Source organism: Paenibacillus sp. tmac-D7 (assembly GCF_006519665.1).
In the GTDB taxonomy this organism is placed as follows: Bacteria; Bacillota; Bacilli; order Paenibacillales; family NBRC-103111; genus Paenibacillus_G; species Paenibacillus_G validus.
This window is the reverse complement of sequence record NZ_VIDW01000024.1, coordinates 19,643-40,632: the sequence shown is the minus strand read 5'-3', so window position 1 is coordinate 40,632 and position 20,990 is coordinate 19,643. Positions and strand designations below refer to the sequence as shown.

At 55.8% G+C, this 20,990-nt stretch carries 16 protein-coding genes; 11 read left to right on the top strand and 5 right to left on the bottom strand.

What is annotated here, in order from left to right; all coding sequences use genetic code 11:
• The first annotated feature begins 5 nt into the window (after positions 1–5).
• The gene (gene ytxJ / locus FKP33_RS16820) at positions 6–347 is read left to right on the top strand and encodes a bacillithiol system redox-active protein YtxJ (protein ID WP_127605762.1); all 342 of its coding nucleotides are present in this window, start codon (positions 6–8) and stop codon (positions 345–347) included.
• A gap of 34 nt (positions 348–381) precedes the next feature.
• Positions 382–1,194: an alpha/beta hydrolase gene (locus tag FKP33_RS16815; protein WP_127605764.1), complete on the top strand. Its 813-nt coding sequence runs from the start codon at positions 382–384 to the stop codon at positions 1,192–1,194.
• Between the two features lie 80 nt (positions 1,195–1,274).
• Here FKP33_RS16815 and FKP33_RS16810 read toward each other — a convergent pair whose 3' ends face one another.
• Positions 1,275–6,425 (bottom strand): AAA family ATPase, encoded by a 5,151-nt coding sequence (locus FKP33_RS16810; RefSeq protein ID WP_258313463.1) that lies wholly within the window; start codon positions 6,423–6,425, stop codon positions 1,275–1,277.
• 179 nt (positions 6,426–6,604) lie between these two features.
• Here FKP33_RS16810 and FKP33_RS16805 point away from each other — a divergent pair, with 179 nt between their 5' ends.
• Together FKP33_RS16805 and FKP33_RS16800 are read left to right on the top strand one after the other, a co-directional pair.
• Positions 6,605–7,501 (top strand): TIGR01777 family oxidoreductase, encoded by an 897-nt coding sequence (locus FKP33_RS16805; protein ID WP_141335820.1) that lies wholly within the window; start codon positions 6,605–6,607, stop codon positions 7,499–7,501.
• 13 nt (positions 7,502–7,514) lie between these two features.
• Entirely contained in the window at positions 7,515–7,820 is a 306-nt protein-coding gene (locus tag FKP33_RS16800; protein WP_127605770.1) for a hypothetical protein, read from the top strand.
• A gap of 55 nt (positions 7,821–7,875) precedes the next feature.
• On the opposite strand, the gene FKP33_RS16795 is transcribed toward FKP33_RS16800, so the two are convergent.
• The gene (locus tag FKP33_RS16795) at positions 7,876–10,029 is read right to left on the bottom strand and encodes a DNA topoisomerase III (RefSeq protein WP_141335819.1); all 2,154 of its coding nucleotides are present in this window, start codon (positions 10,027–10,029) and stop codon (positions 7,876–7,878) included.
• 182 nt (positions 10,030–10,211) lie between these two features.
• Between FKP33_RS16795 and FKP33_RS16790 the strand changes: the two genes are divergently transcribed.
• Entirely contained in the window at positions 10,212–11,192 is a 981-nt protein-coding gene (locus tag FKP33_RS16790) for a helix-turn-helix transcriptional regulator (RefSeq protein WP_127605774.1), read from the top strand.
• On the opposite strand, the gene FKP33_RS16785 is transcribed toward FKP33_RS16790, so the two are convergent.
• A complete protein-coding gene (locus tag FKP33_RS16785; RefSeq protein WP_141335818.1) occupies positions 11,189–11,668 on the bottom strand; it encodes a GyrI-like domain-containing protein in 480 nt (159 codons plus the stop codon). The genes FKP33_RS16790 and FKP33_RS16785 overlap by 4 nt on opposite strands.
• 176 nt (positions 11,669–11,844) lie before the next feature.
• Between FKP33_RS16785 and FKP33_RS16780 the strand changes: the two genes are divergently transcribed.
• The 6 genes from FKP33_RS16780 to FKP33_RS16755 all read left to right on the top strand — a co-directional run bounded on the left by FKP33_RS16780 (position 11,845) and on the right by FKP33_RS16755 (position 17,788).
• The gene (locus FKP33_RS16780) at positions 11,845–12,531 is read left to right on the top strand and encodes a class I SAM-dependent methyltransferase (protein WP_054796459.1); all 687 of its coding nucleotides are present in this window, start codon (positions 11,845–11,847) and stop codon (positions 12,529–12,531) included.
• A complete protein-coding gene (locus FKP33_RS16775; RefSeq protein ID WP_127605780.1) occupies positions 12,521–13,384 on the top strand; it encodes a carbon-nitrogen hydrolase family protein in 864 nt (287 codons plus the stop codon). The genes FKP33_RS16780 and FKP33_RS16775 overlap by 11 nt, the downstream gene beginning before the upstream one ends.
• 44 nt (positions 13,385–13,428) lie before the next feature.
• A complete protein-coding gene (locus tag FKP33_RS16770; protein WP_155614150.1) occupies positions 13,429–14,082 on the top strand; it encodes a GNAT family N-acetyltransferase in 654 nt (217 codons plus the stop codon).
• A gap of 348 nt (positions 14,083–14,430) precedes the next feature.
• A complete protein-coding gene (locus FKP33_RS16765) occupies positions 14,431–15,816 on the top strand; it encodes an MFS transporter (RefSeq protein WP_141335817.1) in 1,386 nt (461 codons plus the stop codon).
• Positions 15,817–15,884: 68 nt separating this feature from the next.
• On the top strand, positions 15,885–16,502 hold the full coding sequence (locus FKP33_RS16760; protein ID WP_054796461.1) for a superoxide dismutase family protein: 618 nt from the start codon (positions 15,885–15,887) through the stop codon (positions 16,500–16,502).
• A gap of 191 nt (positions 16,503–16,693) precedes the next feature.
• Positions 16,694–17,788 carry a DUF3900 domain-containing protein gene (locus tag FKP33_RS16755; protein ID WP_127605784.1) on the top strand — a complete coding sequence of 365 codons (1,095 nt, stop codon included), beginning with the start codon at positions 16,694–16,696 and terminating at the stop codon, positions 17,786–17,788.
• 46 nt (positions 17,789–17,834) lie between these two features.
• On the opposite strand, the gene FKP33_RS16750 is transcribed toward FKP33_RS16755, so the two are convergent.
• Positions 17,835–19,568, bottom strand: a complete 1,734-nt coding sequence (locus FKP33_RS16750; protein WP_127605786.1) for a vWA domain-containing protein — start codon at positions 19,566–19,568, stop codon at positions 17,835–17,837.
• Between the two features lie 20 nt (positions 19,569–19,588).
• The gene (locus tag FKP33_RS16745) at positions 19,589–20,890 is read right to left on the bottom strand and encodes an AAA family ATPase (RefSeq protein ID WP_054796462.1); all 1,302 of its coding nucleotides are present in this window, start codon (positions 20,888–20,890) and stop codon (positions 19,589–19,591) included.
• Between the last annotated feature and the right edge of the window lie 100 nt (positions 20,891–20,990).

The following is a 20,990-nucleotide window of genomic DNA, read 5'->3' as shown; positions in this document are numbered from 1 at the left end:
TGAACATGGCTTCTTGGAAAGAAATTACGACGAACGAAGAGTGGGAACAAGCGCTCACGGCCAGCGTCAGCAAGCCAATTGTTATTCTGAAACATAGCACGGCCTGTCCGGTGAGCTTCAATGCCCTGCAAGAGTATGAAGCATACCTTGGGAAGACGCCGAACCCGGAGGTTGATTACTTGCTGGTGAAGGTGATCGAATCGCGTCCGGTGTCCAACCAAATCGCTGAAGATACCGGCGTGAAACACGCTTCGCCGCAAATTTTATACGTGAAAAACAAAGATACCGTATGGAATACGTCCCATTGGGCGATCACGGAAGAACACATTCATGCCGTCTTGAACTAAGGCAAGTTTAGTCACCGGGTAGAGGAGAGAGCGTATGGCCGTTCAACCGTTTTCGTTTTTTTCTGCAGCGTTATTCGCCCGGAAAGTGTGCCAGGTTTATGTTCCCGATAGTTATCATCTCGATGAGGATCGTCGTTACCCCGTTGTTTATTTATTGCACGGGCTGCACGGCGACGAAACGAGCTGGACGGTGAAAGGAAACGCGGAAGCGACCCTGGATGCGTTAATCGCTTCCCGGGAGCTCAGCGAGAGCATAGTCGTTATGCCGAACGACGGCGGGTACGGGCACGGGACGTTTTACGTCAATTGGTATGATGGGACGGGGCGATTCGAGGATTACATCCTCCAGGATTTGATCCCGACCATCGACCATGAATTCCGCACGATTGCCGACCGGTCGAAACGCGCCGTGTGCGGGCTGTCGATGGGCGGTTACGGCGCCTTTGCGCTGGCGCTGCGCAACCCCGACGTGTTCAGTGCAGCCGCAAGCATCTCGGGAGCGCTCGTGTCGGTTTCCTTGATGACGCCGCAGGATCTGCGCTCGGACACGACGCCGCGGATCATGGGGCCAATGTACGGGCCTTACGCCAAGGAGCTGGATTTGCACGTGTTGGCGGGGCGGCGGGTGAAGGATGAGGCAAGACCGGCGCTGCATTTCAACTGCGGCCGTTCGGACTTTCTGTTCCCGGCCAACCAGGCGTTCAAAGCGCTGCTTGATCAGCTCGGTTATCCGCATGAGTATATGGAGTTCGAAGGCGACCATCAATGGTCGTATTTCAGCGAACATCTGACGGATGCGCTGCGGTTTATCGAGAAAGCGCTGCAAGTCACCGAGCCGGCGCGGTAAGGAGACAGGTGGAAAGTAAAGCCCGTTCCGGGAGCTATGCTATCGCATAGAAATCCCGAACGGGCTTTATGTCGTGAAATTCAGGACGAACTGGCGTCGAGGGGCAGCCGGTCCGCACGGCCGACGGCTTCGGTTGCCCGTTTGGGCAAGTACACGATGAAAGACGTGCCGTGATCAAGTGTGGATTCGCATTCCATGAAACCGCCGTAATGCTGCAAATAATTGTGCGCAAGGTGCAGGCCGAGTCCGGAGTTCGCCTGTTCCGATTTGGTCGAGAACCCTTTGTCGAATATGCGGTTGCGTTCTTCCGCCGAAATGTAGGAGCCGGTATTATACACCGTCAACCGGTAGTGATCTTCATGTTCCTGGATCGTCAGCCGGACAGTCCGCAGCAGATCGTCCTGCGGGATCGCCTCGACGGCATTCTTCAACAGGTTGTGCATCACGCTGGAGAAATAATTGATCGGCAGCGTCAGCTGATCGAACGCGCAGTCCAGGTTACCGCTTACCTGCAGGTCGATTTTCTTGGAAACGCATGTTAGCGAAAGTTGGTTGAGCACGACCGCGAGGATCGGAAATTTCACCGAGCCTATGACGGATTGCTGCACGATTTCCTTACACCAAACCGAGATGTAATCTTTGGCCAAGTCGTACTTGTTTATCATCAGCAGGGCATGAACGGTTTGGACGTTGTTGATCAACTCATGCTGCGATTTTCGGATATTGAGCATCGTCGCCTCGGATGACTGCGCCCAGCGCTCCTTCTCATCGAGCTGAAGGCGAATGTTTTTCTCCTGCTCCTCCAACAGCTGAAGCTTGTAATCCTTGGATTCGAGATAATCGTACAGCTTGGCGTTCTCGATCAAGACGGCGATTTCCGAGGCAAGCAGCTTAAGCGTTTCAACCCTTTCCTCTTGAAACACGTGCGTCGCCAGGTTGTTCTCCAGGTACAAAGCGCCGACGAGCTTGTTGAATCGGCAGATCGGGACGCAGAGAATCGATTTCGGCCGTTTGGTTTGAATGTAGGCGTCTTTCGAGAACAGCTCGGATAATACCGCATCCTGCAGCAGCACCGTCTCGCCGGTGCGGGCGGCATATTGAATGACCGTGACCGCAGCGTCTCGGCAGTCCTCAAGCGGCATGATTTGCATCGCCGCGAACGGGGCGTTGGCGGTTTTCTCCGCATCGATCCACAACCTCCGGTCGCGCTCCAGCACGAGCATGCCTTTTTCGGCTCCCGCATTTTCCAGTACGATCGTCATGATGCTGTCCAGCATTTGTTGAAGAACGGTTTCGTTCGATACCGCCTGCGACGCTTTCACGACGCACGAGAGGTCGATGCTCGCTTCCGCTGCTTGGCCTCGGGTTACCAGGTACGGGTACTTCTCGTCGAGATCGGTCACTTTGCGCTCGGCGCCCCATTTGGCGTAAAGGCTGCGCGCTTCGAGCAAATAGGAGCGGGCGATTTTCAATTTGCCTGCTTGCAAATAATGCTTGGCTGCACATTCGCTGGCCATGGCCTCGTACTGGACGAAGCGGCCTTTACCCGCATAATGGATCGCTTGATCGTATTTTTCTTCCGCGAGCGCTCGCTTGTCGGTGATCCGGTACCATTCGGCTTCGAGCAGCAGTTTCAGATGTAAGAAATTATCGGGTGAATGCCGGGCCCATTTGTCCATAAACCGGATGCTGAATTGAATTCGATCCCGGAGGCGCTTTCTCTCGGCTGGGGCAGCTTGATCGTAAAGTCCCGCAAGCACCATGCCATAATGAAAGTGGTGCAGATGCACGTGCATCATCCCGAAGATGGTCGACAGTACCGTTTCCGCTTCTTCCAACAGCTTCCGGGCTTCGTCCAGGCGGTTGAACATATAAAACGTTTGCCCCTGCATGACATAATATGTATGTATGATTGCATTGTTGGTGAACCGGGAAAGCTGCTCGATTTCTTCGGCGCTCATGAACCGCTCGGATCTTGTTTCATCGGATGTATGAGAGAACGCTTGATTTCTCATGTTCTGCATGTAACGCTGGAGAACGGTTAGGATCATGATCGTATCGCGGTCCTGCGCTTTATATATAAAATTTTGGTAGTGCTCCGTCTCTTTGAACACGTCCGATAGATGATCCCCCCGAAACAAGCGAAGGAAAAAGCTAAACGTGATCGAATATCCGGCGTATACGAAATCCCCCGATTCTTCCCCGAATTGATAAGCCTTGCGCAGCAGTTCGACGTTCGTCTCGATATGCTCCTTCACATGGCTGGTGAAGGCCCCTGCGCCGAAGTAAACTTTACATTTGATCGGCAAATGATTGAATGAATCGCTCAATTTCACGCCGAGCCGTCCATAGGCCAGACCCGAATTCAGTCTGCCGAGCAGCGAACTCATAATCACGCCGTAAGTCGTATAAGCGAACGCACTGCCTTCCGCATGTCCGTGCACCAGCGAATAATTGAACATGCGAAGCATCAAATAAATGTACAATTCCGAGTTTATGTAGTACGCAGGCGGAATCAGATTAACCAGGAACTGCATAACCGCCTTGTGATTCGGATCGGTCATCACGGGGATGTCGATCAAATCGTCGATGCTGCGGGTGCCTTTACGCGCCTGTGATTTCAGCATCTCCCAAACAATGCTCGCTTTCCCCGTGTTCGGGCGGATATGAATCCCGAGCAGCTTCAGACCTTTCAATCCGATCCGCAGCGCTTCCTCGTGCTCGCCCAGGTTCGTGAATAGCACCATCATCAGGTTGTAGGCTTCGGCTTTCTCCAGTTTGGTGCGCGCATGCAATAAGGCGGCCGCGAACGAATGCTTGGCTTCCTCGAATTGCCCGCTTAAGTATTCAAGCTCCGCTTTCTCCAGCTGAAGCGCGTAAGCCAGCTCGTACTGCCGCTCCCAGTGATCCGATTCAAGCAGCCGATAACCGCACAGCGCGTACTTCAGTCCGGTATCGTACGCAGAGCTTTCTTTTGCCTTGCGGCAAGCCTTTAAGTTTAAGGCAGCCAGCCGCTCCTTCTCTTCCCGTGATCCGATCAGCGGCGCGCCAAGGTTCAGCTGGTTCACGATTTCGAACGTATTCTCTTCTTGTGCGCTTGCGTCCGCATAATGATGCTCCAATAGACGACCGATTTGTAAATGAATTTCCTGTTTGCGATAGTCTGAAAGCAAGGAGTACAAAGCTTGGTAAACGCGATCATGCAAAAATTTATACGTTGTAACCGGGGTTACACTGTTTCTGCCCGTATGGACCGCGTGGATAAGGCCGTCTTTGACCGCATCCTTCAAGCTTTCTTCCACTTCTTCGGCAGTCCGTCCGGTGACGAGCGCAAGCGTCTCCGAAGTGAACTGATGACCGATGCAAGCTGCGTGCTGGAGCAAAGACTGCAGCTGTTCCGGGAGCCGTACGATTTTGTTGATCATAAAATCGACGACGTTCTCGGTCATGTGCAGCTCTTGGATCTTCGCTTCGTCCCATGTCCATGCGCGTGCCGAGTAGTCGAACCACAGCAGCTGCTGATCGTAAATAGAGCGGAAAAACTGCTTCGTGAAGAACGGATTGCCCTTCGTTTTTTTCATCATCAATTGCGCCAAGGCGCGTACGGGTTGCCGCGCAGGCTGCAGGGTGTCGGTCAGCATTTGCTCCAAATGACGTTCATCCAGCGGCTCTAATTGAATTTGCGTCGTATGGCTGCTCTTCTGCTGCTGCAGCTTATCGATCATGACACGGAGCGGATGCGAGCCCCCGACGTCGCGATCCCGGAATGAACCGATAAACAAGCGGTAGTTCCTGTTCGTACCGAGCCCAATATCCTGTATCAATTGAATGGACGCGGCGTCAGCCCACTGCAAATCGTCGAGAAATAGGATGAGCGGCTGTTCTCTGGAAGTAAACACGGATAGCACCTTCTGCACCGTCATCATGAGCCGGTTGTACATTTCCGCCGGAGGCATCTTTGTAATCGGAGGCTGCTTGCCGAACACCTGTTCGAGATCCGGAATCATCTCCATGAGCACTTGACCGTTAGGGCCGACTGCCTCCAGAATACGTCGTTTCATGTTGTGAAACGCTTCTTCGTTCAAGGTCAATAAGTATTGAAGCAGCTGCTTGCCCGCTTCGTGCAAGGCGTGGTAAGGGGTAGCGCGTTTAAATTGATCGAATTTGCCGTAGATGAATAAACCGTTCTGTTGTTGAATCAGCTTCTGAAATTCATGAATCAAATAGGACTTGCCAATACCGGATATGCCGGACACGAACGCGAATTCCATTCCGCCCTTGCGAACCCGGGCGTAAGCCTCGCTCAGCGCTTGAAGAGCGGCTTCGCGTCCGTATATCTTCTCGGAGATCACGAATTGATCGGAAACGCCTTCATTGCCGATTTCATACGGTTCCAGATAGCCATCGGTCAGCAGCTTGTTCAACGCGATCTCCAGATCGTGGCGCAAGGCGAACGCGCTCGGGTAGCGGTGCTCGGGATGTTTGGCCAAACATTTCAGCACAATGTCCGAGACGGGCTTCGGTATTTGATATTCCGTGAGCGGCTTTGGTTCTTTGGCAAACTGCATATGGAGCAGTTCCAACACGTCGTCGCTCTGGAACGGCAGCTCGCCGGACAGCATCCGATAGAACATGATGCCGAGCGCATACAAATCTGTTCGATGATCCGGCCGCCGGTTCATCCGGCCGGTAAGCTCAGGCGCTGCATAGAACAGCGCATTCGTTTCATAAACGGGCTGCGGCAGCACATGCGCCTCCGGTACCGTTGAGATCGGGGTGACCCGGAACAGATCGGTCAGCTTGCATTTTTTTCGATTCGATTCTACAAAAAAAGCGTACGGACTTAAGTTCAGATGCAGGTGTTTCGTCTGGTGCAGCTTGCTGACCGCCTCGGCGGCGCCGATCGCCAGGTTCAGAAACAGGGTCAGCTCGGCAGGGCCTGATTGCAGGTAAGCCGAGAGCGGCTGTCCTTCGATTGGCTGGAACAGCAGGGCGGGGGCGCCGTTCCATTCGTAAGCCTGCTCCGGCACCCAGACGTCAGCGGCAGCAAGCCGTTTCGCTTGCTCGTATTCCTGCAGCAATCTTTGCTGGAGCGGATTATAGTCCAGTCCGGGCCGCAGCGCTTTGAAATAACGGATGAAGCCTGTGTCTTGTTCCTTAGCCCGAAACAGCAAAGTATGGCCGTTCTCATGGACAGGTTCGATGGTTTTTTCGTTTAAGTTCCAAGCCAACTCGACAGACCTCCGATAACTAACCTTCTTACTATCCATTGTACTTTCCTATATTAGGTTAATCAACCTCAATGCCGCCTGTAATCGGGCCTGAAGACTTCACTAATTTTCCATAATCGTAACATTTGTTATATAATGAAAATCAACCTAAGGTAGTGGACACATGCGGAGGAATGAACATGAAAGTTGCAATTGCAGGAGGAACCGGTTTTATCGGTCGTCACTTGACCCAATACTATATTCAGCAGAAGGCGTCGGTGGTCGTAGTCGCGCGAAAGAAGCGCAAACCGGACCATCCGCTCGTCCGATATGCGACTTGGGAGGAGCTCGAGACGAGCTTGCTGCCCCTTGAAGGCGTGGACGCGATCGTCAATTTAGCCGGGGAGACGATCAATCAGCGCTGGACGGCAGAGGCGAAGGCCCGTATTCTGCAATCGCGGCTCGATTCGGTGGCCAGCGTGCAATCGTGGATCGAGCGGATGGAGCGAAAGCCGGTATTGATCAACGCATCCGGCGTAGCCATATACGGGACGTCCGATTCGGAAACGTTCATCGAAGAGAGTGAATGGAAGAAGGACGATTTCTTGGCGAGCGTTGTCGACCAATGGGAGATGGCGGCGGAGCATATTCCGGATACCCGGGTCGTGCTGCTGCGGCTAGGCGTTGTGTTCGGCAAAGACGGAGGCGCTTTCCCGAAGATGATCGCACCGTTCAAATTCGGCCTGGGCGGGCGGATCGGTACGGGAAGACAGCCGTTATCGTGGATCCATATCGACGATTTGTGCCGATTAATCGATTTCTGCATCGAGCATGAAGAGATTGAAGGGCCGGTCAACGCGACGACGCCGATGGCCGTAACGAACGATGCCTTCGGCCGGGCGGTGGCGTCCAAGCTGAAGAAGCCCTACTTGTTCCCGGTCCCCGCGTTCATGATGAAGATGCTGTTCGGCGAGATGTCGATGCTGCTGCTGCAGGGGCAGAAGGTTTTTCCGTCGGTTGCCGTGAAACATAACTTCCATTACCTGTATCCGGTTATCGAGATGGCGCTGGAAGATTTGCTCGCGGACAAAAAGTGAAGGGGAACGGTACATGTTGACATACGGCAGCACGGATATACAAGAATTACAATTCGTACACCTGTCCCATACGCTCGAACGCCGAAACGAGCAATGGTTCGATATTTACGTCAGCTTCGACCTTATCGATCCGTCGCTCCTCCCGGAAGGAATCGAAGAGCTGGGCGCTCTGCTCGTTTGCACAGCGGACGGTTTGCTTGTCGAGATCGCGCCGCAGGATGAGGGCAGGGATTGCGAATACCAGTTTACGGAGTCGGAGAAGGAGCAGCTCCGCCGGTATTTTCAAGCGCAAGTGCTCCCGGAGTTGAATAAGGGTTAAACCAAGAGCCCCGAAACGGATTATTCCGATCGGGGCTTTTGGCTGCGATTCCGCTTTACTTTTTCTTCTCCATCGCAGCGCGAAGGGCTTCCTCCAGGCTGGAGCCTAGCGAGACCTTATCGCTGTACTGTTCGGCCAGCTTCGATTGCTGCCGCTTCCCTGCTCGGCCGCCGGGGGCATCCCCCAGCATTTCGACGACATTGCAAGGCCGGCACTGCGCGTACTTCCCCGCTTTGCCGGTATGAATTTCCATCTTTTTGCGGCATTGCGGACACCGTTTATTCGATAACGGCGCTTCCGCGGCACGCTTGTAGCCGCATTCGCGGTCGATGCAGACGAGCCTTTTGCCGTGTTTGCCTTTGATTTCCTGCAACGACTTTCCGCATTCCGGGCAGCGCGAGTTGGTGAGGTTATGCGGCTTGTACTCGGCCTCGCTCGCTTTGACATCCCGTACGATCGATTCGGTTTGCTTCCGGATGCGGTTCATGAACGACTGCGCATCCCCTTGACCGGTCGAAATGCGCTGCAGCTCCTGCTCCCAGGCGGCCGTCAATTCCGGCGAACGCAGCTCCGGCACCACGAGCTCCATGAGCTGAGCGCCTTTGCCCGTCGGCTGCAGCGTATTCATCCGCCGTTCGATCGTATCGGTCGACAACAGCTTCTCGATAATATCGGCTCGCGTGGCCGGCGTCCCGAGCCCATGCTTTTCCATGATGGAAAGCAGTCCTGCTTCCGTATACCGGGAAGGCGGTTTGGTCATTTGCTTATGCAAGGACAGGCGGACGTTGTTCAGCGCCATCCCTTTTTGCAGCGCAGGCAGCGTCTGGACCGCGTTCGAGCCGTCGGCGGCATCCCGGTCGTCGCTTTCCTCGTCATCCGCCGAGTGGGACCAGGCCGCCTCCTCGTACATGCTGCGCCATCCTTTGTCGCGGACGACGCGCCCCTTCGCATGAAAAGCTTCGCCGCCAAGCTCGATGACGACAGCCGTTTCATCGTAGCGGTAAGCCGGGTAGAACAGCGAGATGAACCGTTTGACGATCAGGTCGTACAATTTTCGCTCATCGGCGCTTAAGTTGTTCAGCTGCGGGCGTTCATCGGTTGGGATGATCGCATGGTGATCGGTCACCTTCGAATCGTCGGCGATCCGCTTGGTGACCGGTAAAGGCTTCGCCAGCAGCGGCTTGACCAGGCCGAGGTAAGGTTGTACCTGAAGCGATTTCAGACGGCCCGGCAGCGTCGGTACGATGTCGGTGGAAAGGAAGCGGGAATCCGTTCGCGGGTAGGTGACAAGCTTGTGCTGCTCGTACAAACGTTGGAGCACGTTCGACGTCTGCTTCGCCGTGAAGCCATACCGTTTATTTGCGTCCCGCTGCAGCTCCGTCAAGTCGTAGGCAAGCGGATGAGGCTCCTGCTTCTCCGTCATTTTCAGCTGGCTCACCTGCGCCGCTTGGGTGCGGTTCAGCTTGGCGAGCAGCGCCTCGGCCGCGGCTTTTTCGAACAATCGGCCGTCAGGGTGGGCCGAGCTGCGCCATGTCGCTTGGAAGGAGCCGAAGTCGGCCCGCAGGAGCCAATAATCTTTGGCTTGGAACGATTTGATTTGCTTCTCGCGTTCCATCATCATGGCGAGCGTCGGCGTCTGTACCCGGCCGGCGGCGAGCTGGGCGTTATGCTTGCAGGTAAGCGCACGCGTCAGATTTAAGCCGATCAGCCAATCCGCTTCCGCCCGACAGACGGCGGACCGGTACAGCGGATCGTAGGCCGTACCCGGCTTCAACGACGCGAAGCCGTCGCGAATCGCCTTGTCCGTCTGCGACGATATCCAAAGCCGTTGGAACGGCTTGTTCCAGCGAACCAGCTCCATGATCCAGCGGGCGACGAGCTCGCCTTCACGGCCGGCATCGGTAGCTATAATAAGCTGGCCAAGATCGCTGCGTTTCGCAAGGCTGGCTATCGCCTTGAATTGAGGCGTCGTCTCACGGATCACTTTCAGTTTCATTTGCCTCGGGATGAGCGGCAAATCCTCAAGCCGCCATTCCTTATAGCTCGGATCGTAATCCTCCGGCTCTGCTAGCGTCACTAAGTGACCGAGCGCCCAAGTGACAACGTAACCGGCGCCTTCGTAGTAATGCTTATGCTTTTGCCCGCAGCCCAGCACCCGCGCAATCTCCTTGGCGACGCTCGGCTTCTCGGCTAATACCAATGATTTCATAAGGACTCCTTTCAACCGTAAAGAGGCAAGCGGCTGTTCTTGTTCCTCTCAGTTGTAACATATTTTCAGGAAGTCCGCTAACTTTCTTGAGATAAGACTGACAGAACTTGTCATAGTTATCATGTATAATGAAGAGAATCGTCGATGGGGACGAATCGCTCGATGTGAATGGAGGCGCCCGGGTGTCCAAATCCAAGAGACTGCTCGAGTTAATGATTGCCGTCAATAAAAAACGGAAGTTTACGGTTCGCGAGTTGGCAGAAGAGTTTCAAGTTTCTTCGCGGACGATAATGCGGGATTTGCAGGTGTTGGACGATCTCGGCTTACCGTTGTATGCCGAATACGGTCCGCACGGCGGCTACCGGGTGTTGAACGAACGGCTGCTGCCGCCGATCATGTTCTCGGAGCAGGAGGCGGTGGCGATGTTCTTCGCCTACCAGTCGCTGCAGCATTACGGCGCGCTCCCGTTCAGCGAGGAAGCGGTGACGGCGCTTACTAAATTTTATTATTACTTGCCCGACGACACGAAACAGAAGATTGATAAAATGAAGCGGCGGGTCATCTTCTGGACGCCGAAGCGTCAGGCCCCCGTACCTTATTTGCAGTTGTTGCTGGATGCCGCGCTGCAGCAGCGTCCGCTGCGCATCCATTACGATTCGCGCGATGGCGCGAAGGAACGGTCGATTCAACCGATCGGCGTTTATTCACACAACGGATATTGGTATTGTCCGGCTTACTGCTTTCTCAAAAGCAAGTACCTGCTGTTTCGCGCGGACCGCGTATTGTCGGCGGTGTGGGCGGGCGAGGATCATCCTACGGTCGATCTGCAAGATTTCCCGATCAATCAATGGTTCATGCCGCCGGATGAGAGGAGAGAGGGGACGGCGTCCGGTAGCATGAGCAAGCTTAAGATCGAAGCGAAGCTTACGGTGAACGGGGTGCGGCGGTGCCGCTGGGAGTCGTGGTTTCAACAAGAGCTGCAGGTGGACGAGAACGGAGAAGGCAGGCTGCAGCTGCTCATCGAACCGAACGAAGCGGATTATTTTGCCCGGTATTTCCTCACTTTGGGAGCGGACGTCGTCGTTGAGCGGCCTGCCGAGTTCGTTCATTTGATTCGGCAGGCGCTGTCCGAACTGATGCGTGTGTATAACGTAAAAGACTAACCGACGTTCAACACGGGAACGTAAATGTCGAAGGCGCTGTCCTCGGCATCGACCCCGGTGTAACGCTCGTCGTACCATTCGAATTCAGGTGCGGCTGCACGGGTATATTCGCCGTTCTCCCCGAGCCATGCATAAATGGCCGGGTACGTTGCCGCAAGCCCTGCTACCGGTCCGCGATGGGTGAAGACGGCATACGTGTGCGGCTCCAGCTCCAACGCCTCGAGGCCGTCCGGAACGGCGTCTGGAAGCCGTGAGACAAGCGCCCCGGCCACATAATCTATCGTTCCCCTAAAGGGATCGGCACAGAGCGACAGCCCTAGCGTGACGGGGCCGTGGCCTTCAATTTCATGCCGTCTCGACGCGAAGACGCCCCATTGTTCGGCAATGGTCGGAATCGGAGCGCCTTCCGTCAGGCGGTGCGTCTGTTTAATACCGACAACGTACAGGGACGGTTTGCTTTGAATTTGAGGTATCATAGAAATCTCTCCTTAACGGCAGGGGTGGTTGGATTATGTACAAACCAAGCATAACGTATAACTATGACATTTTCGGTCATGGTTAGTTCGTTTTTTTTCATTTTTGGAGTTACGGTGCGCTGGATGATATAATACTCGAACAAGGGGTTGTTTGGGAAGCGAGTGAAGCTGGGGGCATGAATCCGAGGGAACAGTTTGGTCCGATCGATATTTATTTGTTCGATCAATTGTTGAAAGGCCGTATAGCTCCCGGGATGCGCATATTGGATGCCGGATGCGGGGACGGGCGCAATCTCGTCTATTTCCTGCGCGAAGGATATGACGTGTACGGGGTGGATCGTGCGGAGAAGGCGGTCCGAAGCTTGCGGCGAACGGCGTCGGAGCTGGCCCCGACGCTGAGTGAGGATCGGTTTCGGATCGAACCGATTGAGAAAATGAGCTTTGCCAACGATACGTTCGATGTGGTCATTGCTTGTGCCGTCTTGCATTTTGCCGAGAATGACGCTCACTATGGACAAATGGTATCGGAGCTGTGGCGGGTGCTGAAGCCGGGCGGACTGCTGTTCGCGCGGCTGGCGTCGAAGATCGGGATCGAGGGCCGGGTCGAGCCGCTCGGAAACAGGCGGTACAAGCTGCCCGATGGAAGCGAACGTTACTTGGTCGATTCGGAGACGCTGCACCGGTGGACGGAGAAAATGCATGGCGTATTCGTCGAACCAATCAAAACGGTGCAGGTCGAAGACCTGCGCTCCATGACGACCTGGTGCGTGAAGAAGCCGCATATCTTGTTTTTCGATCCGATTGAGGAAACCGCATCGGAAGAACCTACTAATGAAGAGAGGGAGCATTCGCATGAAGCTTAGAGTATCTGCCGTACAGTATCATCTACATACGATTGGAAGTTTTGAGGAGTTTGCCGCCCAGGTGGAGCATTATGTGAAAACGGCCGCCGAGTTCGATGCCGATTTCGTGTTGTTTCCTGAGCTGTTCACCACGCAGCTGCTGTCGATCGGACAACCGGACAGGAAGGAACAGGCGCTGCCGATTACAGCCCTGCCGGGTTTCACTGAGCGTTACGAGGCGTTATTCGCCGGGCTGGCCCGGAACACGGGTATGCATTTGATCGGCGGTACGCATATTATCGAGGAGAACGGCAAGCTGTACAACGCGGCTTATTTGTTCTACCCGGACGGCCGCATCGAGACGCAGCGGAAGCTGCACATCACGCCGACGGAAGTGAAGGAATGGACCATGGGCGCCGGAGACGGTCTGCAGGTATTTGACACGGATAAAGGGCGGATCGCGCTGCTCATTTGTTACGATATCGAGTTCCCGGAAATCGTGCGAATGGCGAAAGCCCGCGGGGCGGATGTCATCTTCTGCCCTTCGTGCACGGACGACCGGCACGGCTTTCACCGGGTTCGATATACGTGTCACGCCCGCGCGATCGAGAACCAGGTGTACGTCGTGACGACCGGCACCGTCGGCTCGCTGCCAACGGTTGATTTCATGCGCGGCAATTACGGGCAAGCTGCGATCATCACGCCGAACGATGTGCCGTTCCCGCCGGCTGGCATCATGACGGTCGGGGAGATCAACGACGATATGGTGATCACCGGAGATTTGGATCTGGACTTGCTGTATGAAGTGCGGGAAAAAGGTTCGGTCACAACGTGGCGCGATAGGAGAACGGACTTGTACACCGATTGGAAATAGGAAGGTGTGTGACTAGCGTGAGCTTAACCTTGTATCGTAAGGAAATGTACGTCTTCGACCAAGACCGTCCGGTGAAGGCCGTCATTCGCTCTTACACGGAAGCCGATTTCGACGGGCTGATTCGTATCCAGCAGGAAAGCTTCCCGCCTCCATTCCCGTCGGAGCTGTGGTGGAACCGCGAGCAGCTTGCCAATCATGTGCGGCTGTTTCCGCAAGGGGCGCTATGCGTCGAGATCGACGGTGAGCTGGCAGCCTCGATTACCGGACTTCTCGTCAACTATGAGCCGGGCGACCCGGATCATAGCTGGGAGGAAATCACCGACGGCGGGTATATTCGGAACCATCAGCCGGACGGCAACACGCTGTACATCGTCGATATTTGCGCGCGGCCGGCGTACCGCAAGCTGGGTTTAGGCAAATGGCTGATGATGTCCATGTACGAAACGGTCGTTGATTTGAAGCTGGAACGGCTGCTCGGGGGCGGGCGTATTCCCGGTTACGGACGTGTCGCCGATCAGATGACGGCCGAAGCTTATGTGGAGCAGGTGATGGAAGGCAAGCTGAAGGACCCGGTCATGACGTTCCTGCTGCGCTGCGGCCGCACGCCGTTGAAGCTTGTTTCGAACTATTTGGAGGATGACGAGTCGCGCAACTATGCGATGCTGATGGAATGGCGAAATCCGTTTCGCCGGAAGTAACGCCGCAGAGATGCTTAGATGCTTAAGGGAACGAGTAAGCTGCAAGAACAAGCGCTAGTGTACGTTCCGGCAAGGAAACAGGTTGCTGTGAGAAGAGCAGGTCGTCTTGACCTGCTCTTTTCAGTCTGCGCGTTCCGAGTGTACCTGTATTAGCGGAGCTCCGGTGCGCTATTGAGCCAAAGGAAGCAGGTTGGTCAAGCGTCCAAGCAGCGGAAAGTGAAAGATTTTCATATACATTTATTTTGACGAAGTATAAAAAAAGAACGATAATGAGATTTATAACTCGAAAAAAGTTCATATCTTTACTTTATGAAGCGAGGAATCAAACAAACGAAATGAGGCGCTGTTATGGATCATGCGTTGACCAAACAACAGGCCGGGGAAAAGCTGCTCCGTGTCTTGGTGTTCACCTTAATTATTTCTGTGATGAATGCATCGATGTTTAATGTCGTGCTGCCGGAAATCAGCCGTCAGTTTCAGCTGTCGGCTTCGCAAGTCAGCTGGATTGTTACCAGTTATATGATCGTGTATGCGATCGGCTCCGTCACCTTCGGCAAGCTGGCCGATAAATACCGGTTGAAAGATTTGCTGACGTTCGGCCTTATCTTTTTTACGTTAGGCTCCATTGTGGGATTGGCGGCGACACATTTTTGGATGATTATCGCAGGAAGGATCCTCCAAGCGACGGGAGCCTCCGTCATCCCTGCAACGGCGATGATCATTCCGGTACGTTACTTTGCGCCGGAGAAACGCGGACGCGCGCTGGGCACGACGGCGATCGGACTGTCGCTGGGAGCCGCACTCGGGCCGATCGTATCCGGCTTCGTGACAAGTTTGGCGAGCTGGCGGCTGCTGTTCGCCCTGTCGATTTTGTCGCTGCTGACGCTGCCGTTTTACCGCAAGTATCTGGATGACGAGCGCGGCCAAGTCGGCTCCATCGATTTCGTCGGCGGACTTCTGCTCGCGGGTACGGTTGCTGCGCTGCTGCTGGCGGTAACGCTGTCCGATTGGAGCCTGGCCGCGATCGGCGCCGTCTTGTTCGTCTTGTTCGTGGTCCGCATCCGCAGCGCTGCCGAGCCTTTCGTCGATCCAGCGCTGTTCGCGAACAAATCGTATACGTTCAGCCTGCTGATCGCTTTTCTGGCGACGGGCTTTATGTTCGGCATTGCTTATACGACGCCGCAGCTGTTGTCGAACGTGAACCACCTGAATCCCGCCGTCATCGGTTTCGCGATGTTTCCGGCGGCGATCGCCTCAGCCTTGATGGGCCGGCGGGGCGGGAAGCTGGCCGACGAGAAGGGCAATTCATTCCTGGTCTACACGGCGGCTCTGCTGCTTCTGATTTGTTTTCTCGCCTTATCTACGGTTGCGGGATTGTCGCCATACTGGATTACGTTGTTTCTCGTGTTCGGCAGCATAGGCCAAACGTTCATGCAAATCGCCATGTCCAACACGGTATCTCGAACGTTATCGAAGGAGCAGGCAGGCGTCGGCATGGGGATGTTCTCCATGTTGAACTTTATATCGGGAGCGGCGACAACCGCTTTGATCGGCAAAACGCTGGATCTTGGCGCCCCGTCGATTCGGTTCAATCCGCTGTTCGGGATGCGGGACGGCTTGATTTACAGCAACATTTTCGTATGTCTCGCGGTGGTGCTCGGCTTTGTACTTGTCCTGTACGCAACGCTACTCGGCCAGCGGCGCAAAGATTTCAAGCCGGCCCGCCAGGGATAACGGTTTAAACTTCCTCCGAAACGGTAACAATGAACGATGGAACATTGGAACCTAAGGAGAAATGAAGAATGAACAAATCGATGTTAGGGTTGTGCATTGCGGTCGTAACGATGCTGATCGCCAGCGGCTGCGAACGTTTATCCGTGCCTTGGATCGGTGCTGACGCCAAAGCCAGGCACGGGCATGAGACACAGCAGCCGGACGACAGTACGGCCGTCATGGCGAAAGAAGCCAAGCCGGTCAGCATCAATATGATCGGCACGAAAGGAACAACGGTCGGCACGGCGACGCTGACCCAAACCGCCGAAGGCTTGCGGATTCGGCTGGAGGCCAGCGGATTAACCCCGGGCGAGCACGGGTTTCATGTCCATGAAACCGGCGCATGCGCCGCACCGGACTTCACGACGGCAGGCGGTCATTTCAATCCGGACGGTCACGCGCATGGGCTGGAAAGCTCATCAGGACCACATGCCGGCGATTTGCCGAACCTTGTGGCAGATCAGCAGGGCGTCGTGAAAGCGGAGGTGGTGGCCAAGTCGCTGACGCTGGAGAAGGATAAGCCGAACTCGGTATCCAAAGCGGGCGGTACGGCGCTGATCATTCATGAGAAAGCGGACGATAACAAAACGGGGCCTTCGGGCAATGCCGGCGCTCGCGTCGCCTGCGGGGTCATCTCGGCCGGATAAGCCGCGCGTTCGGCGCGCGTGACGATGAACGCATTCGCTTCCAACGGAAGCGGATGCGTTTTTTGGCATGCGGTGTGCCCAGAGGCACGCATCTCATTTCCACTAGAGACAACAGGCCGCTCTGTTGTATACTAAAATTCGGTCTTTTCTTATAGGTGGATTGGAATGGTAGAGGAAGGCGGGAACAACGCATGAAATTTGACGTTGATTATATTTCATTTTTTGTCATTCAGGTGGATGGGGAAGACGGGCAGGGGGGCAAGCGGAGCAAGCATTTCATCACGATGGATGCCGAGGATTATGCCGTAAGCGAGCTGAGCGACTTTCTGGACGGCGAATTCGGGAAGACGGCCAAGCGGAAAGCGGAACGGCATCCGAAAGCCGAGCAGGTTCCGACCAAAATCGGGCGCTTTATCGTGGAACCGGGCTACGAGCTGGACAGCAACCCGAACTACAATTTATTCGCGAGATTGCGTATGGCCGAATCGATCGATGCGTTCATGGGCCATGCGGACGAGCTCGTGACCACTTATATGGATGCGAGCGCAATACGGGGCGGCGCGATGTTCGTCGTGCGGGCGCGGTACAGCCAGCTGTTCGATGAGCCGTTTCTGTTCGTGTTCAAATGCGACTTTGAGCAGAAAATCGCCCGCATTACGGACGAGCGCAGTTTGCTGAACCGGGTGGAAATGGCCATCAACGCCAAAAACATGAAGTCGATCATGTATCCGCATATGCCGGAGCCGGGCATGATGGACCACTGGGAGCTGAAAATTCACCAGTCTTCGCACGCGCGGTATTTCGAAGATTTTTTAAAGTTTGTCGAGTACGAGAAGTCCGTTCCCGAACTGATGAACGAGCAGGTGCTTGGCTTTGTGCAGCAGTATGTCGAGCAGGTGTACGAGGATAACGTTGAGGCAAAGGAACGGGAAATGGAAGAAATGGAGCTGTGGGCCCACAGCGAGAAACGCGAGCTGCAGGAAAAATGGGAAGCGGCGCAAGTGATGGAGGCGACATCGATTATGGTGGAGCAAAAGCCGGATCTTGATATGAAAATCAAGCTTGGGCACATGTCCGTGCGCGCGCTGCTTGCCGACTACGGAGACCGGCTGCATATTGCGAAGCTGGGCGACCGGTATGTCGTGCTGCTGGAAGCCGAAGCGCTGCAGTTCGACCAGGGGATCTCTCCGGTCGAGCTGTTGCTGCCGGAATCATTGGAATCGCTGGTCCAGCGCCTGCGGCAAAAGGTAGAGGAGGAAGGCCGCGAAGCCGTCCTGCCATATTAAACCAACAAGGCTGTCTCCCTGCGCCGGCAGGGGAGACAGCCTTGTTCTATTGGGGCGCAGCCCGGCCCGTACGCCGCGCCTTGAATACATCCAGCAGCAGGTCATGCTGCTGCTGCGTTTCCCAAGTCGCGGCGAAGCGCACTTGGTGTGACACGCCGGCGATGTCGTAGCGCTGCGCCAAATGCTGGCGCGCGCTGCCGACGATCAGCGTGTGCAGCCGCACCTGCTTCGCTTGTCCGAGCGACGCCAGCGCATCGCGCACCGGCGGAGAGACGGCGCCGACGCCGTCGGTCACCATGACGAAGTCGGCGTCATGGTAGCGCGGCTGCGAAGCGACGATTTCGATGCCGCGGCGGATCGGCGCATCGAAGTGGGTGCCGCCGCCGAAGGCGAGCTGCGTCAACGCATAGAACGCCGCCCAGTTCGGCTTGTTCCAGTAGAGCGGATGCTCGAGCAGCTCGCCGCGGGCGCCGAAGATCATCAGCAGGAAGTCGCGCTTCTCGAGCATGGCGAACGCCGCGAACGTGGCGACGAACAGCTGCGCAACCCGAAGCTTGGCGCCGCGCATCGAGTGCGACGTGTCAAGCATGCAGATGACGGGACCTTTCTCGGGCTCCTCGGACTTACCGGCAATGTTGTAGCTGAGCAGCTTGCGCTCCAGCCATTTCACCATGAAATACGCCTCGTAATCCGGATCGGCCAGAAGGCTCGCTTCGGAAGGCAGCATGCGGGCGATGTCGCCGGATTGGCGCAAATCGTCGTAGCTTTCGGGGATACGGGGGGCATGCACCTTTTTTCGGACAGCTTTGAACTGCTGCACCTGACGGCCCACCTCCTGCATGAACGCAACCAGGTCGGGATACCGCTTCAGCTTCTCGATCCATTCCAGAAAACGGGCATACGGCTGCCGCTGCAGCCGTCCCAGATCGCTCCCCCAGCGGCGGTTCGCCACACGCTGGCTGGCCTGGAGCAAGTCCGCAAGCGCCAGCGTCTCGGTCTGCTCGCTGCCGAGCGAGGCCCGAAGCGCTTCATTCAACCACGAGCCGAGCTGCTCTTCAAGCTGCTTGAACGTTTCCTGCTCCTTCCTGCGCAGCCGCTCCAGCTGTTTCTCCGCGTGCTTCAGCTCCTGTTCGGCCTTGGCCAGCTTCGTACGCAGCTTGTCCCGGCGCAGGAAATCGGTGCGCATCTCCTCCTGCAGCGAGCGGACGCGGCTGGCAAGCGCCTCGATCTCCGAGGCGACGAGAGGCCTGGCGTCGAGGGCGGCCTGCTTGTCCTCGACGTTCCGCTTGCCCTGCTGGAGCGTATACCCGACCAGGCGCAGCTTCTCGATCTGCTTCTCCGACAGCTGCTCCTGCACCTGCTGCGAGGGCTCCTGGCCCTGCTGCTTGTTTTTCTCGCTCAGGCCGATCGTCCGCAGCTGCTGCTCCTCCTGTAGGCGGCGCTTCACCTCGTCTTCGAAAGAGGAGGTGAGCCACATGAGCGCTTTGAGCGACGTTTTGAACGCCGCGTTCACTTCCCCGGTGGTGAGCGGATGAAGGGAGCGGTAGAAGTGCTGCTTGCGCAGCTCCCGGACGAGCCAGCGGTGGAAAGGCGTCGCCTCCGCATGCGCATCCTCGGCAGGGCGGGCCAGATAGAAGCACATGTAAAAGTCGGCGAACAATTCGATCGAGAACCAGGCGGTGCGCTTCTCCGCCTCCCGGATCCATTCTTGCGCGGTGCGGGAGGAGGTGACGTAACCGTCAAACACATAGCGGTCTATCCGGGTGGAACGAATGATCATAACGTCTCCTCACAGGTCTCCTAGAGCGTGTAGTCGTAATCGATGCCGGGCAGCTCCCGATCGAACAAGGTGCGGTAGAGCCCCTGCATCGTTTGCAGCGTCCGTTCGCCCTGGATGCGCAGATGCGTGTACTTGACCGCATATTGCGCGGTTTGCAGGACGAGGAAGTTCCGGTTGCGAATGTAACCCGGCAAATCCTTCTCGCGCTGCAGCCACTGGATCAGCTTGCCCTGCAGCTCGCGAGCCGTTTCCTCCAGCTCGTGCTTGCATTCCTCGAGATTCGCTTTCGCTTTGGCTTGATCCTCCTGGCTGAGCCGGGCGCCGATTTCCTTCTTGAATTGAAACGCATGCAGCTCTTCTTCCTTCGAGAGCCAATGCTTGGCGATCCGGTCGTAGCGCCGGAGCGGCAGCTCGCGTTCGGTTTCCGCTTTCAGGGCCTCTTGGAACGATTGCTGGAACAGGTCGTGCAGCGTGCCGTAATCCTCCGGGTGATCCCACAGCATGTGCGGCGTATATACGGTATCCCATACCTGCACTGCGTCGCGCCCGTTCAAGGCGGCGGACGTTTTCCAGACGTGTCCGATTTTGCGCCAGCGGCGGTCCGAGAGTCTGAACGCCTTGTCCTCCATCGCCGTCTTGAGCTGATACAGCATATAGATGATGGGTTCCGGAATCGATACGCGGTCCGCGGCGCTGCGGATCTTTTCAACCTGGCTCAGGGTGAGCAGCGACGGCAAAGGCTCGTTCGGCAGCTGGAACATCCGTTCGTAGCTGGACATTTGTTTTAAATATTCAACCTCATACCGCAATAGAAAACGGTCGTACAAAGCCGCAAGCTGCTCGTTCTCTTCCGGCAGCTCGTTGGAGGCGGCGATCAGGAAGAGCAGCGGTACCTGCTGTTTATCTTGTCCGTTGAAAAAGATACGCTCATTTAAAATCGACAGCAGCGCATTCAGGATGGCGCTGTTCGCTTTGAAAATTTCGTCCAAAAAGGCAAAGTCGACCGCAGGCAAATACCCGTCCGTCTGACGTACATATTGGTCCTGCTTCAGCTGCTGCAGCGATACCGGTCCGAACATTTCGTCCGGCGTTGTGAAGCGGGTGAGCAAGTAGTCAAACCAGCGCCCGCCGCCGAACACTTGCGCCACGGCGCGGGCCAGCTGCGATTTGGCCGTACCGGGAGGCCCGACCAGCAAGGCGTTCTCTCCGGCCATCAAACCAAGCAGCAGCAGGCGAATCAGTTCCTCCCGTTCAAGAAAACGGGCTTCAAGCGCTTCGATCGCTTGTTCGAGCTTTTGCTGAATTACCGTTATTTCATTCATGGCACTAACTCCCTCGGCTAGGATCAGATCGAGATGTAACCAGCTTGTTATCTTGTAACATTGTAACAGACCCGAATCGAATTCTCTAATTGGCAGGCGG

What these genes read in the sequence shown, in the direction of transcription:
- FKP33_RS16785 (WP_141335818.1), bottom strand. Translation starts at nt 11,668, where the DNA reads ATGATACCTCAAATTCAAAGCAAACCGTCCCTGTACGTTGTCGGTATT.
- FKP33_RS16745 (WP_054796462.1), bottom strand. Translation starts at nt 20,890, where the DNA reads ATGAATGAAATAACGGTAATTCAGCAAAAGCTCGAACAAGCGATCGAA.
- FKP33_RS16765 (WP_141335817.1), top strand. Translation starts at nt 14,431, where the DNA reads ATGGATCATGCGTTGACCAAACAACAGGCCGGGGAAAAGCTGCTCCGT.
- FKP33_RS16780 (WP_054796459.1), top strand. Translation starts at nt 11,845, where the DNA reads ATGAATCCGAGGGAACAGTTTGGTCCGATCGATATTTATTTGTTCGAT.
- FKP33_RS16800 (WP_127605770.1), top strand. Translation starts at nt 7,515, where the DNA reads ATGTTGACATACGGCAGCACGGATATACAAGAATTACAATTCGTACAC.
- FKP33_RS16770 (WP_155614150.1), top strand. Translation starts at nt 13,429, where the DNA reads ATGTACGTCTTCGACCAAGACCGTCCGGTGAAGGCCGTCATTCGCTCT.
- FKP33_RS16760 (WP_054796461.1), top strand. Translation starts at nt 15,885, where the DNA reads ATGAACAAATCGATGTTAGGGTTGTGCATTGCGGTCGTAACGATGCTG.
- FKP33_RS16805 (WP_141335820.1), top strand. Translation starts at nt 6,605, where the DNA reads ATGAAAGTTGCAATTGCAGGAGGAACCGGTTTTATCGGTCGTCACTTG.
- FKP33_RS16815 (WP_127605764.1), top strand. Translation starts at nt 382, where the DNA reads ATGGCCGTTCAACCGTTTTCGTTTTTTTCTGCAGCGTTATTCGCCCGG.
- FKP33_RS16775 (WP_127605780.1), top strand. Translation starts at nt 12,521, where the DNA reads ATGAAGCTTAGAGTATCTGCCGTACAGTATCATCTACATACGATTGGA.
- FKP33_RS16750 (WP_127605786.1), bottom strand. Translation starts at nt 19,568, where the DNA reads ATGATCATTCGTTCCACCCGGATAGACCGCTATGTGTTTGACGGTTAC.
- FKP33_RS16755 (WP_127605784.1), top strand. Translation starts at nt 16,694, where the DNA reads ATGAAATTTGACGTTGATTATATTTCATTTTTTGTCATTCAGGTGGAT.
- FKP33_RS16795 (WP_141335819.1), bottom strand. Translation starts at nt 10,029, where the DNA reads ATGAAATCATTGGTATTAGCCGAGAAGCCGAGCGTCGCCAAGGAGATT.
- ytxJ (WP_127605762.1), top strand. Translation starts at nt 6, where the DNA reads ATGGCTTCTTGGAAAGAAATTACGACGAACGAAGAGTGGGAACAAGCG.